Origin of the sequence: Altererythrobacter sp. CAU 1644 (assembly GCF_029623755.1) — a bacterium.
GTDB classification, from domain to species: domain Bacteria; phylum Pseudomonadota; class Alphaproteobacteria; order Sphingomonadales; family Sphingomonadaceae; genus Erythrobacter; species Erythrobacter arenosus.
The window spans coordinates 3,151,523-3,164,868 of record NZ_CP121106.1; the positions used below are offsets into that span (position 1 = coordinate 3,151,523).

Genomic DNA, 13,346 nt, shown 5'->3' on the forward strand with positions numbered 1-13,346 from the left:
GAGCGCCATGGTCGAAATCTTCACAACCGGCGGCGGTGAGTACATCGTCAATGTCTTGAACGCCGTCGCCGCGTGGACCGGGGCCGGTGGCTACAAGAGCCTGATCCAGGTGGCGCTGGTCTTGGGCATGGCGCTTGCGGTCATTGTCGTCGCGTTCAACCAGGACTGGCGCGCCTGGCTCAACTGGTTCCTCGGCGCGACTCTCATCTACATGTGCCTGATGGTTCCGCGCATGGATGTGCAGGTCACCGACCGCGTCAATCCGAGCCTTGCACCGGCCACGGTCGCCAATGTCCCGCTGGGCCTAGCGCTCATGGCAAGCTTTACCAGCCAAGCGGGCGACTACCTAACCCGTTCCGCCGAGCTCGTCTTCGGCCTTCCCGACGATCTCAACTATTCGAAGAACGGCATGATTTACGGCGCGCGCCTGCTCGAAGCGACGCGGTCCCTGCGCATTGCCGACCCCGAATTTGCCGCCAATTTCGACGAACATGTCCGTCAATGCGTATTCTACGACCTGCTGCTCGGTCGCTACTCGATGAAGGAATTGTCGGAGAGCAACGATATCTGGGCGACCATTGCGCCCGGCAGTGCCGCGCGTGCGCAGCGCTTCCTCACCCGGCAGGCGGACGATAGCGTCACGGCCACGATCATCACCTGCCGCGAAGCATACACTGCGCTCTCCAACCAGTGGGCCGGGCTTATCGATGAGATGACACAGGTCGCCGGGCGCCAGCTCTACCCCCGGCAGACCGAAGCGCTCGCGAAGGCCAAGCTCATCGCCGACCTGCCGATTGCCTATCAATACCTCACCGGCGTCTCGAAGGATGCAAGCAGCATCTTCCGCCAAGTTCTGACCATCAACGCCATGAACCAGGCGATGCATGGATTTGCCGGAGCTAGCGGCGCATCGAGCGTCGATGTGTTCGCGCTGACCCGCGCCGATATCCAGACCGAACGGACCTATTCTTCGATCGCGCATAACGCGATGAAGTGGGTCCCGATCCTCAATGTCGTCCTGACGGTCGTATTCTACGCGCTTTTTCCGGTGCTCTTCCCACTGTTCCTGATGCCCAAGACCGGACCGATCGCGCTCAAAGGATACGTCACGGGCTTCTTCTATCTGGCAGCTTGGGGGCCGCTGTTCGTCATCCTGCACATGATCCTGATGCTCAAGGGCGCGAGCGATGTGGCGGCAGCGGGCGGCGCAAGCGGGCTCAGCCTCGCGACCTTCTCCGGCATGACCGACGTCAACAACGATATCGGGATCCTGGCCGGCTACCTCGTCGCATCGATACCGTTCCTTGCAGGCGGCGTCGCCAGGGGCGCGCTCGCAATATCGGGCCAGGCAACGAGCTACCTCAATCCGAGCCAGAACGCGGCAGAAGAGGCGGCGCGCGAAGCGAGCACCGGCAATGTTTCGCTCGGGAATACCAGCCTTGAGAACTCGAACGTGTTTTCGCGGCAGTTTGCGCAAGCCAGCCTCGCTCCCAACATTGGCTACGGCGCCGCGCAGACGCGAGCCACAAGCGAAAACGGCACCCAGACCACCGGCTTCCCTCAAGCCGAATTCGCCACCGTGCCGACCTCGAGCTATCCGTTCACCCCGACACTCGGGCAGGACTTCTCGAGCCGGCTTGCGACCATGGCGAGCCAGAGCCGCGGCCAGAGCGAGACCTTCTCGAACCTTGCCCAGCAGTCGACGAGTTCGGCTGTCACCCGCTTCAGCGAGCTACGCGATGCGTACACCCGCTCGCGCTCGAACGAGAGCGTCAGTGGCACGTCAACGAGCGACAGCATCGGCAGCGCCTTCAGCGAGGTCGACAACGCCTCGAAGACACTTCAGCAGCAATTCGGGCTGTCGCGCCGCGCGGCCGATGACATCACCGTATCTTGGTTCTTGAACGGGGATGGCGCTCTAGGACTGAAGGGAGAAAAAGGCGCTGGCTCGGCGAGCATAGGTGTTAAGGGAGGACGCAACCAGAGTTGGACCGACAGTGATATCGGGATCGCCTCCGAGGATCGCTCGCGCATCATGGGCGCGCTGAGCCAGATCTCGGACAGTCGCAGCTGGTCGAGCACGCGCGAAGGCTTCCTGCGCGAAACGAGTTCGAGTTCGGAGGCGCTGGTGTCAAGCAGCTCGGCCGGGATTACCACGTCGATCACCGAAGCGCAGAGCTATACCCGCGAAGCGCGCCGAGCCGAGGAGATCGCCAGCCGCCTCGAGAACCAGGCGAGTTGGTACGAGAGTGCCAATGCCGCAGGCACTCTCAACCTCAGCCAGGCCTATCGCGAATGGGGCATGGCGGAGATCGAGGCTAACCGGGATTACTACGGTCCGGTGCGCTTTGACGACATCGACTTCCAGATGAGCGTGCGGGGCCAGCAGCTTCAGGCGCGGTTCGTCGAAGGCTATGCGGACCAGCTCAATGCCGAGATCTCGGGCGACCTGGTCTTGCCGGCCTCTGCGTCCATCGCTCGGCCCTCGGCGAGCAGCGCCGAGAGCGTCCGGGGATCAGTGCGGCTTGACGGTGTGCCGGGAAGCCTGAGCGCCCCGTCCAGCGAACGTGAAGACATCGCCCGTGATGTCGATCGGGTGCAGCAACAGGGAGATCGACGGATCGGGACCGTGAAAGGCTACCTCGATGGCAAGACCCGCGATGCGAAGGGAGCCTCGGCCGAAGCGGCAGACGATGTTAAGGAATGGTAGGCTGCTAAAGGATGACGTCGTGCACAATTACGAACACGACAAAAGCTGCCAATGCAGCAAAAATCGCAATCAACTTGAGCCGTCCCCAAGGGTCAGCCCAAGTCTTTTTCCAGGTGTAGGAAGTGAGACGGTTCTCGGCGATGGCCCGGTCGACTTCACGAAGACCTTCCCAGTCCTGCTTGCCACCAGTGGGATTGTTGTCTGGATCGCTCATCGCTCATTCTCCTTCAGTGGTAAATCGGCGCTCTCACCTCTAAATCGTCCCAACAGATCGCTGATAAAATAGACAAGAAGCATCACGAAAGCGAGAACGCTATCTTGGCCTGCAGACTCGAAAATTTATTGCGTCGAAGATCGATCAGCTATGCGAGGACGGCGAGCAGAACGGGGCAAGACTCTGGCAGGTTGTGGTCCGTCGCTATGAGCAACTTGCCGCGCGCAAGTCCCATTCCTGATGGAACTGTTGGGATCTCCAGCCTCGACTGACTGCAGATAGGCTTCCAGCCGCTCTAGCGTTCGTCGACGCGGCCTTCGTCCTTGCCGGAGGTCGAGTACGAATCGAGGATCACCGACTGCGCGCCTGCCGAAGCGTGTAGCCGAAATATGATGATCTTTCAGATGCTTTTCGATCCGTTCCAGCAAGGTCATGACCCTTTCGCTCCGACTCGCAAATCCCTTGTGTTCCTGTTATGTTCTTAGTAAGATCATATCCGCGAGTCTAGGAAAATTCCTACGATTGAGATTCGAAGGACAGACAGATGGAACATGTCAGGGAAGAGCTCGACCGGCTGATTCTCAAGGGCGGATATGGCTACGCCTCGATATCGCGGCTGCTCGGCCGCAATCCCGCTTATGTACAACAGTTCATCAGGCGCGGCTCTCCAAGAAAGCTCGATGACGAGGATCGAAAGACGCTTGCCTGCTTCTTCGGTGTCGACGAGCAAGTGCTCGGTGGTCCGGCTAATCCGGTCACCGATGGCATGGTCGAGATCCCCGTACTCGATGTGGAGGCATCCGCCGGCTTTGGCGCGGTAGCTGCTAGTGAGACTGCACACACCCGGTTCGGGTTCGATGAGCGGTGGCTGCGGCACCTGACTTCGGCCAAGAGCGCCAGCCTGTCGATCGTCGGCGTCAAGGGTGACTCGATGGAGCCCACTCTCAGTGATGGTGACGAGGTTCTGGTCGATGCTTCAGATCACGGCTCGCGACTGCGAGACGGGATCTACGTCCTTCGTTCTGATGATACCCTCGTCGTGAAGCGGATCGCTATCAAGCCAAATGGTAGGCAGATCACCATTGCCAGCGACAATCCGGCTTACCCTACCTGGCACGACATGGATCGGTCGGAAGTTCACGTGGTGGGCCGGGTTATCTGGTTTGGCCGAGCCTTGTAGCGGCAGGACTTGGGCCGTTAGTTGACGGTCGGCTTTCGGCGCTGGTTTCGCAAAAAGCGGACCTTCCGCCTCCGACCCAATTGCGGATATAGATGGGTAATTGGAATTACCGCCATTCTTCGGCGTTGGCGTCGACTACAGCTGGTAAAGTTACCTTCTCTCGCGGCGACCGCTGGGCCCTTTAGGCATCGCCCAAATTGCGCTGCATTGCGGCCAAAGTAGACTTGAATGCCTCCAAGTCCTCGTCCTTTATTCCTGTGAGCAGGCGCGCATAGACCTGATCCGCTTCGACTCGCATTTTCGGAAGCAAGTCGATTGCAGCGGATCGCAGGTGCACCTGCCACACACGGCGGTCGTTTTTGGCGCTGCGCCGTTCGACCAAGCCCAATTCTTCTAGCCGGTCGATCGCTTGCCCGATGCTTGCCCGCTCCAGCTCCAATTGACCGGCCAATTCGGTCTGGGTCATGCCGGGTGTCCGGTAGAGATAGGCTAACGCACGCCACTGGGTGCGGGTGAGTCCAAACTGCTCGAGTGAGGAATCGAAGGTACGGCGCAATCGTCGCGTGAGCTCTTCCAACAGAAAAACCAACCGGTCTTGATCGGTCAGGAATGGCGCCGCTTTTTCATCGGGATCGTGGTCGAGCTTTGTTGCCATGCAAGGCACCTTAACACAGCATCGACTTAGATAAAGTCATTTACTGTAAATCAATTTACAATATAGTGGCTTGCGATATGGAGATTTTGACCACCAAAATTCATGGAGCGGGAGGACTCTCCCTTGCCGCAGAAGTGATTGGTGGCGACAACGCCATGCCCGTCCTGCTCGCACATGGCGGCGGGCAGACGCGCCGTGCGTGGAAGCGCGTAACAGGTGATTTGGCCGAAGCTGGCTACCGCACAATTGCGATTGATATGCGCGGTCATGGCGAGAGCGATTGGGCTGCGAGCGGAGCATACGATATTCGCGACTTCGCTTCCGATCTTGTAGCGATTGCATCAGGCATGGAGTGCAAACCAGCACTCGTTGGTGCTTCGCTGGGGGGACTGGCCGGGATCATCGCCGAGGGTTATCTCGCGCCAGACACTTTCGCTTCCCTGACCCTTGTAGACATTGCCCCGCGCATGGAGCCGGGCGGCGTGATGCGTGTGGTCGGTTTCATGGAACAGCATGTCGATACCGGCTTTTCTTCACCTGAAGAAGCGGCGGGAATCATCGCGAGGTACATGCCGCATCGCCGCAAGCGCGGGGCTGGAGAGGGACTGCGGCGCTACCTGCGCAAAAAGGATGATGGCCGCTACTACTGGCACTGGGACCCGGCCTTTATCCGTAACATCATGACCACGAAGCGAAGCGATCCGGCTCATCAGGATCGGCAATTCGATGCGCTGAGCGATGCGGCCAGTCGGCTTTCGTTACCAGTGCATCTCATTCGCGGCGGATCGAGCGATCTGGTTTCCGAAGAGGCGGTGGCGCATTTGCGCGACCTGGTCCCGAACACCGAATATTCCGACATCGCAGATGCCACGCATATGGTGGTGGGAGACGCCAACGACGCCTTTTCGGAAGCGATCCTCGATTTTCTGACCCGCCATCACTCTCCCCAAGGAACTACAGCATGAGCAAGGAGCACGGTCCAATCGATTGCGAACGTCTTGATGAGCTGTTGCGGATTGCTCCGTTTCATCAATGGCTCGGTCTGACGGTAAAATCGTATTCTAGCGAGCAGATTGAGCTCGAAATGCCGTGGCGCGAAGAGATTATCTCGAACCCGATGATCGGTTCAGCTCATGGCGGCGTGCTGGCATCGCTGATTGACCTCACAGGGCTCTACACATTGCTGTCGCAAGGTGTGACAGCGAAGGTGACAGCCGACCTGCGCGTTGATTATCATCGCCCGGCGACTTCTGGGCCCCTCATTGTGACGGGTCAGGTGGTCAAGGTCGGAAGGCAAATCTCGGTTGCCGAAAGCCGGATAGTTGGACCGGACGGCAAACTGATCGCCAGCGGCAGGGGTGCCTACATATGTTAGCGCGCGCCACCCTAACGGCTTTCTGTTTGGCTCTTGCTGCATGCTCAGGTGGCGTGGACGGAAGCGAGGCGGGGCAAGACGCGCAGTCAGGTCCGCGCAAAGTTCAGACAATGGTCGTCGAACCCGAATTGCTCGCAGAACCAGTAAAAGCATTCGGCACCATTGCAGCCAAGCAAAGCAGTTCGATCGGAGCGCTCGCAGAGGGGCCGGTTGAGCGCATTTTCGTAAAGGTCGGCGACAGGGTATCGCGGGGCCAACCACTCTTTCGTATCCGTCAGGCTGATTACCAGCGGCGCGTCGCCGAAGCGCAGGCCGCCGTCGATCTAGCTAGCGCCCGAGCGATCGAGGCAGAACGGCGCTACGAGCGCGTTATTGCGCTTGCACCTAAGGGTTTTGTATCAAACGCGCAGGTCGATGCGGTCGAAACGGAACTTGCCGTTGCACGAGCGCAAAAAACGCAGGCTCAGGCAGTGTTCGGCACCGCGCAGCAAGCGTTATCTGATACCATCACGCGAGCGCCTTACGATGGCGTTGTTACCGCTCGGTTGGTCGATGAAGGGGTCTACCTCAACAACCGCTTTTCGATGGGCGGTCAATCAGCAGCGCTCCAATTGCAGGAGCTCGGAACGGTCGCCGCCATCGTGAACGCGCCACAGGAATATGTTGACGCCTTTCGGCGAAATATGCCCGCTCGCGTCTACATCGAAGGGTTCGACGAGCCGATTGATAGCATAGTCTATATTATCAACGACCGGGTCGACCCTGAGAGCCGGATGGTCGAATTGCGGCTGCCGATTGCCAATCCAAATTATCGCATCAGCTCAGGTTTGGGGGCTCGCGCTGAAATCAACGTCCCACCCGTTTCGGCGATAATCCTCCCTCGAACCGCAATCCGTGGCGATAGTGCTGCCGCGCACGTTTTCATTGTTGAAAACGGGAAGGCACATGGGCGCGAAGTTACTTTCGAGAGCATCGATCTTGATCGGGTGCGCATTCTTTCAGGCTTGGCCGCAGGGGATGAATTGGTCCTCGATCCGCCTTCGACTTTGCGTGACGGTGAAACAGTAGAGTCCCGCCAAATGAGCGATGCAGACTGATATGTGGCTCGCTGACGTATCGATCCGGCGCCCCGTCTTCGCTACGATGCTGATCGCCTCGCTCGTGGTGCTGGGACTTGTTTCGTTCAATCGGCTCGGCGTCGACCTTTTCCCAAAGGTGGAGTTTCCATACGTTTCAGTAACGACGGCGCTTCCTGGCGCCTCGCCCGCATCCGTGGAGACCGAAGTTACCGACATTGTCGAGGAACAGCTCAATACCATTGCGGGATTGCGTCAGATGCGGTCGACCAGTGCGGAGGGTGTGAGCATCGTCAATCTCGAATTCGAACTCGAGGAAGATGCCGATGTGAAAGCGCAGGAGGTGCGCGACAAAATGTCGCGGCTTGGAGCCGATCTGCCTGCCGATTCCGAATCACCGGTCATCGAAAAGGTCGATCCCGATGCCGCGCCTATTCTCTCGGTTCTCATGTCGGGGGACATGCCCGCTCGTGACTTGACCGCTTTCGCAGACGAGGAGGTCAAGGAGCGTTTACAGCGCGTCCCCGGCGTCGGTTCAGTCGAGCTGGTCGGCGGACGCAAGCGGGAAATGCGTATCTGGCTCGATGCAGCCGCGATGCGCGCTCGCGGAGTGACTGCGGACGACGTACTCGGCGCAATTCAGCGCGAGAACTCCGAACTGCCGGGTGGTCGGTTGGTCACCGAGGGGCGCGCGCGCCAATTCGGTGTCCGCATACTCGCCGAAGCGGATAGCGCGGCAGAATTCGCGGCCATACCCATCGCCTATCGACCCAATGGCCAAACCGTTCGGATCGGCGACGTCGGGCGGGTAGAAGACTCGATTGAAGACGAGGCCAGTTATGCTCAGCTCGACGGTGAACCAGGCGTTGTTCTTGAAGTCCGCAAGCAAAGCGGTGAGAACACAGTCGCCGTCGCCGAACACATCCGCGCCGACATTGAGGAGCTGCGAGCTTCGGCACCAGAAGGCGTCACCTTCGTCATCGCGCGCGACACTTCTCGCTTCATCGAACAGGCCATCGGAGACGTGCTGTTCGACCTGTTAATTGCCGTGGTTCTGGTGGTCGCGGTGACATTCCTTTTCCTTCTCAGTTGGCGCGCTACGATCATAGTATTGCTGGCGATCCCCACTTCGATAGTCGCAAGCTTCATTGCCTTTGCGGCGTTCGATTTCACGATCAACATGGTCACTTTGTTAGCGCTGACGGTCGCTATCGGCCTGCTGGTCGATGACGCGATCGTCGTCGTCGAAGCAGTTCAAAATGATGTCGATGAAGGTGCTGACGCAACTGGAGCGGCTCACGCAGCCACTAAGCGGGTTGCGTTGGCTGTTCTGGCTGGAACTTTTGCGACTTTGGCAGTGTTCGTGCCAATCGCGTTTATGGAAGGAATAGTTGGCCGCTTTTTCTTTCAATACGGTCTTGCAATCGTCTTCTCCGTCAGCGTCTCGATGCTGGTTGCCTTCACGCTCACACCCGCGCTTTCGGCCCGGTTGCTGCGTCCCGAAGAAAAGGAGAGCGGCTGGTTCGCACGCATAGAGCGATTCCATGTCGGGATGCGACAACGCTACGAAAGGCTCGTATCTTGGGCGATCCGCCGCCGCTACGTCGTACTAGGCGGCGCCCTTGCCAGCGTATTCGTGGGGGGGGTTTTTGCGGCGCTCGTGCCCAGCACATTCATGTCCACTACGGACCGCTCGGAATTTCTCGTCACGATCAAGCTACCGCTCGGCACAGGGATAGCCGGGGCAAAGGATGCAGCGCAGCAGGTGGATGCCGCTCTGCGCGAAAATCCCGAAGTCGAACTCGTTTTTGTCAGTGCGGGCAGCGGGACCAATCCAAAGATCAACGAGCTCGATATCTATGTCGGCCTTTCGCACAAACGGTCACGCGACGTGACGCAAGACGATATAATGACCTTCGCACGCCAGGCAGCACTCGACGGAGTCCCGAAGGCACGCCAAGTCGCGGTGGAGGAAGTCCCGTGGGTTTCCGGTGCCGGGGTCGGACAGACCGCGATAGAGCTGATCATCACAGGGCCGGATACCGCCACAATCAATCGCTACGCGCAATGGCTCGAAAGCGAGCTGTCCGCGCGATCTGATTTCGTAGACGTGCGCTCCACATATGAGGGTGGCAGACCTGAGTTGCAGATCGCGCTCGACCGTGATCGGGCGGCGGATCTCGGTATTTCTGCGCGCGACCTTGCGGCAGCTTCGCGGACACTCGTAGGCGGGAGCGATGCCGGGACGTTCGAGACGGGTGGACGCCGCTACGACGTTCGGGTCCGGTTGGAGGAAAGCGAGCGACAGCGATTGAGCGACATAGAGGCGCTGCCCCTCAGGACAGCGCAGGGCAGTCTGGTCGATTTGGCAGCAATTGCCGACATTGATGTCACGCTGAACGCCGCAGAAATCGAACGCATTGATCGATCGCGCCAGATTTCGGTGCTCGCCAATACCGCGCCGGGTGTTCCGTTGAGCGTGGCCGTCTCGGATTTAGAGGGCTTGCTTGCCGCCAACCCACCGCCAGCTGGACTGTCTACCCAAATGGAAGGCACAGCGCGCCGCCTCGCTGAAACGAGCGAGGCCATTATCTTTGCCTTCATCTTAGCGATTGTCGCACTCTACATTGTCCTCGCAAGCCAGTTTAACAGCTTCGGGCAACCGATCATCATCATGCTCACCGCGCCGCTGTCCTTCTCGGGCGCGTATTTTCTCATGTGGGCAGCAGGTCAGGAAATGAGCTTGTTTGCGCAAATCGGCATGATTGCGCTTATGGGTATCGTGATGAAAAACGGCATCCTGCTTGTCGATCGCGCCAACCAGTTCCGCGATGCTGGCAAAGATGCTGCTGCGGCCATGCGCGATGCCGCGCCGGAACGGCTGCGACCAGTCCTCATGACCGCGCTGGCTGCCGTTTTCGGAATGATGCCCGTCGCATTGGCACAGTCAGACGCTGCGGAATGGAGAAACCCCATGGGATTCATCATTATCGGCGGTCTCACGACATCTACCTTCCTGACATTGTTGGTGATACCCGCAGCTTATGCGGCAGCCTCGGATTTGCGGAAGCTCGTGAGCAACTTTCGATCCTCGCTCTTGCATGGACCGTCCTAGGTCGAAGCGTTGGCTCAACCGTTACCGGTTTTGTGATCGGCGCAGGGTAGAACAAGCATTGTCCGCATTCACCTCCAGAAGCGGACGCTGGGCCATTTGAGATCAGCGCCCAACTCCAGTCAGATCTCAGTTTTCTCAGCGAGAGTAAGAGCATCTTCAATGTCGACACCAAGATACCGCACGGTGTTCTCGATCTTGGAATGACCGAGCAGTATCTGGATTGCACGTATGTTGCCTGTGGCTTTGTAGATGATTGAAGCTTTGGTCCGGCGCAGTGAGTGGGTGCCGTATTCCTCAGGACGCAAGCCAATAGCCGTCACCCACTCATCAACAAGCCGCGCGTACTGTCGCGTGCTCAAGTGGCGTGTTTGATCAACTCTGCTCGGGAAGACGAAGTCCTCCACGTCACCACATCTGAGCTCGAGTCACGCAAACAGGCTTGCACGCGCATCTGATGCGATCTCAAACTGAACAGGTCGACCTGTTTTGCGCTGCGTGATTGTTGCTCGCGTCCGGATTTCCGGGCCGCTGACTAGGTCGCCGATTTTGAGCTCGACGAGATCACAGCCTCGCAGTTTGCTATCGATCGCCAAGTCAAACAGAGCGCGGTCTCTTATGCGCTCCTCGCGATCAAGAAAGAAACGGATCGCCCAAATCTGCTTTTGATTGAATGGACGCTTGGGACCGATCTTAGCACCGAAGTTCCAAGGCACTCGGTTTTGAGAAGCAGGATCAAATTGTGAATAGGTCATTGTCATTCTCCTTGGCCGGAATGGCCGCAGAGAATGTCCGCTTTCGGGAGCTAAGATCTCGGATGGCTACGTCCGACATTGGGGCGCATTGCCGCCGTTCGCGCTCCTGACTAATCGGCAGGCCTCTGGGCGAAAGCTCTGTCATCGAAGGATCGGGAGAAAAAATCCGAAAATGGTTCTGCGAAGTGACGACTGCTCGCGCTTTATGCCCGTCAATCTCCGTCCATGATATGCAATGACATATGATTAGTCAGCCATATATGTCGCTACAGATTTCTCTTGCTTTTTGAGAAACCTTTGTATATGCTAAAACATATAAACGTCGATCAACATATGCAGAACTATATTTATGAGCACGGCAATCGAAGACATCGCCGCAAGCATCAAAGCGGCTCGGATAGCAAAGGGCTTTACCCAGAAACAGCTGGGTGAACGGGTAGGTTTGCCCCAAAGCCATATCTCCAAGATCGAAGGCGGGAGTGTAGACCTACAGATTTCCAGCCTTGTCGAAATAGCGCGCGCGCTCGACCTCGAGCTGAAGCTTGTGCCTCGAAGGACCATACCGGCGATCGAAGGCGTTGTGCGCTCACAGCGCGAAAGAAGCGAGGCAAGTCGAGCGCTCGCAACGATTGCTGAAACCAACCGGTTCGCCGAGCGAGTACGGCAGACCTATCCGAGCATCACCGAGGTGAATGAGCTGCAAAGCGCACTTAAAAATATCCCGACCGTTAATCTCAATCCCGAAACGCTCAAGGCCATCCAGCAGGCCTTGCAGCCCGTCGCCCATCTGAAAAAACATTTTCAGGACTTCGGCTGGGCGCTTGAACAGCAAGAGGGAACGAAGAAGTTCGCCCAACAGATCGCGGCATCCACACGTGCCCTCCAGCGCGTCAGAAACCTGCAGGTCCACGCAATCGATCGAGATAGTGCCCCGAGACGGCCTGCTTACCGGCTTGAGGACGACGCCACATGATCGACGCAGCGGCTCTCGATATCTTTCTGGGTAAGACGCGCGTTGGAACGATTGCGCGCCTCGATGGAGATGCGAGCATCTTCACATTCGACGAGGTCTACCTTGCCGACCAAAATCGGCCAACGCTGTCGCTCGCCTACAAGGATGCGAATGGCGAAATCATTGCGGACACACGCAGCTATCGAACGAAAATCGAGCCGTTCTTCTCCAACCTCCTTCCCGAAGGCACGCTTCGCGACTACCTCGCCCGCCGCGCGGGCGTAAAAGCCGTGCGCGAGTACCACCTTCTCGCACAGCTCGGGCACGATCTTCCAGGCGCAGTGCGCGCCATCGCCGTCGACGCCGAGGAAACGGAGGCCGACGAGCCCGATGCAGAAGTGGTGGAGAAGCAGGCAGAGCGCGCGCTGCGCTTCTCGCTTGCCGGCGTGCAACTCAAATTCTCGGCGATCAAAGCCCAGGGCAAGAATGGCGGACTGACGATCCCGGTCACAGGCAGCGGCGGCGACTGGATCGTCAAGCTGCCCTCTGCAAGACATCCGGACGTGCCCGAGGCAGAATTCGCGGCGATGAAACTGGCCGCAAAGATCGGGATCGACGTACCTGAAATCGACCTTGTGCCCCTCGATCAGATCGATGGCATACCCGAAGGTATCACCCGTTACGGAGAGTCCGCTTTTGCCATCCGGCGCTTTGACCGGGGTGAAGAAGGACCAGTGCACACCGAAGACTTCGCCCAGGTGTTCGGTGTCTTTGCAGACGATAAATACGAGAATGCGAGCTACCGCCAGATCCTCAGTGTGCTGGCGATCGAAACCGACGAGCAAAGCGTGGTCGAATTCGTCCGCCGGCTCACCTACTCGGTGCTGATCGGGAATGGCGACATGCACCTCAAGAACTGGTCGTTGATCTATCCGGATAGGCGCAACGCGCTGCTTGCACCTGCCTATGACTTGCTTTCGACGCTCGCCTATATCCCGGGCGACGATGCTGCACTCAAGTTTCATAGCTCGCGCGAGTGGGCGTCCTACACCTATGATGAACTCGAGGCGATCGCCGATAGAGCTCGGCTGCCTGCCAGGCTGATCACCGCGACAGCAAAGGATGTCGTTGCACGGTTTGATGACGCCTGGAGCAGCGAAAGCGGACACCTCCCCTTCCCCGATCATGTGCGAAGCGCGATCGAAAGGCATCGCAAGACTCTTGCGATCTGAGAGCGGTTCCGAAATCCGATCGTTCGCGCGTAAGCACCACCTGGACCAACTGCCGGGCCCAATTCGTCAGAAAATCTTGCACATA

11 protein-coding genes and 1 pseudogene are annotated in these 13,346 nt (G+C 58.4%); 9 read left to right on the forward strand and 3 right to left on the reverse strand.

Features of this window, described 5'->3' with window-relative positions:
- The first annotated feature begins 7 nt into the window (after positions 1-7).
- The gene (locus tag P7228_RS15650; RefSeq protein WP_173214055.1) at positions 8-2,710 is read left to right on the forward strand and encodes a conjugal transfer protein TraG N-terminal domain-containing protein; all 2,703 of its coding nucleotides are present in this window, start codon (positions 8-10) and stop codon (positions 2,708-2,710) included.
- Between the two features lie 4 nt (positions 2,711-2,714).
- Here the strand turns inward: P7228_RS15650 and P7228_RS15655 are convergent, their stop codons facing one another.
- Complete coding sequence (locus tag P7228_RS15655; protein WP_173214054.1) at positions 2,715-2,924, reverse strand: hypothetical protein; 210 nt, start codon at positions 2,922-2,924, stop codon at positions 2,715-2,717.
- Positions 2,925-3,033: 109 nt separating this feature from the next.
- Between P7228_RS15655 and P7228_RS16120 the strand changes: the two genes are divergently transcribed.
- A complete protein-coding gene (locus tag P7228_RS16120) occupies positions 3,034-3,165 on the forward strand; it encodes a DUF6961 family protein (protein ID WP_371815550.1) in 132 nt (43 codons plus the stop codon).
- 303 nt (positions 3,166-3,468) lie between these two features.
- A complete protein-coding gene (locus P7228_RS15660) occupies positions 3,469-4,104 on the forward strand; it encodes a S24 family peptidase (protein ID WP_173214052.1) in 636 nt (211 codons plus the stop codon).
- 181 nt (positions 4,105-4,285) lie between these two features.
- Here the strand turns inward: P7228_RS15660 and P7228_RS15665 are convergent, their stop codons facing one another.
- A complete protein-coding gene (locus P7228_RS15665) occupies positions 4,286-4,759 on the reverse strand; it encodes a MarR family winged helix-turn-helix transcriptional regulator (RefSeq protein WP_173214050.1) in 474 nt (157 codons plus the stop codon).
- 77 nt (positions 4,760-4,836) lie between these two features.
- On the opposite strand from P7228_RS15665, the gene P7228_RS15670 reads away from it, so the two are divergent.
- The 4 genes from P7228_RS15670 to P7228_RS15685 all read left to right on the forward strand — a co-directional run bounded on the left by P7228_RS15670 (position 4,837) and on the right by P7228_RS15685 (position 10,325).
- Positions 4,837-5,724: an alpha/beta fold hydrolase gene (locus P7228_RS15670; RefSeq protein WP_007163783.1), complete on the forward strand. Its 888-nt coding sequence runs from the start codon at positions 4,837-4,839 to the stop codon at positions 5,722-5,724.
- On the forward strand, positions 5,721-6,134 hold the full coding sequence (locus tag P7228_RS15675) for a hotdog fold thioesterase (protein ID WP_173214048.1): 414 nt from the start codon (positions 5,721-5,723) through the stop codon (positions 6,132-6,134). The genes P7228_RS15670 and P7228_RS15675 overlap by 4 nt, the downstream gene beginning before the upstream one ends.
- Positions 6,135-6,244: 110 nt before the next feature.
- Entirely contained in the window at positions 6,245-7,231 is a 987-nt protein-coding gene (locus P7228_RS15680; protein ID WP_173214046.1) for an efflux RND transporter periplasmic adaptor subunit, read from the forward strand.
- Position 7,232: 1 nt separating this feature from the next.
- Positions 7,233-10,325, forward strand: coding sequence for an efflux RND transporter permease subunit (locus P7228_RS15685; protein WP_256439047.1), 3,093 nt, complete (start codon positions 7,233-7,235; stop codon positions 10,323-10,325).
- Between the two features lie 119 nt (positions 10,326-10,444).
- On the opposite strand, the pseudogene P7228_RS15690 reads toward P7228_RS15685, so the two are convergent.
- A pseudogene (locus P7228_RS15690) lies at positions 10,445-11,077 on the reverse strand (tyrosine-type recombinase/integrase).
- Between the two features lie 349 nt (positions 11,078-11,426).
- Between P7228_RS15690 and P7228_RS15695 the strand changes: the two are divergent.
- Positions 11,427-12,050, forward strand: coding sequence for a helix-turn-helix domain-containing protein (locus tag P7228_RS15695; protein ID WP_173214042.1), 624 nt, complete (start codon positions 11,427-11,429; stop codon positions 12,048-12,050).
- Entirely contained in the window at positions 12,047-13,261 is a 1,215-nt protein-coding gene (locus P7228_RS15700; RefSeq protein ID WP_173214040.1) for a type II toxin-antitoxin system HipA family toxin, read from the forward strand. Before P7228_RS15695 ends, P7228_RS15700 begins: the two co-directional genes overlap by 4 nt.
- Positions 13,262-13,346: the final 85 nt, after the last annotated feature.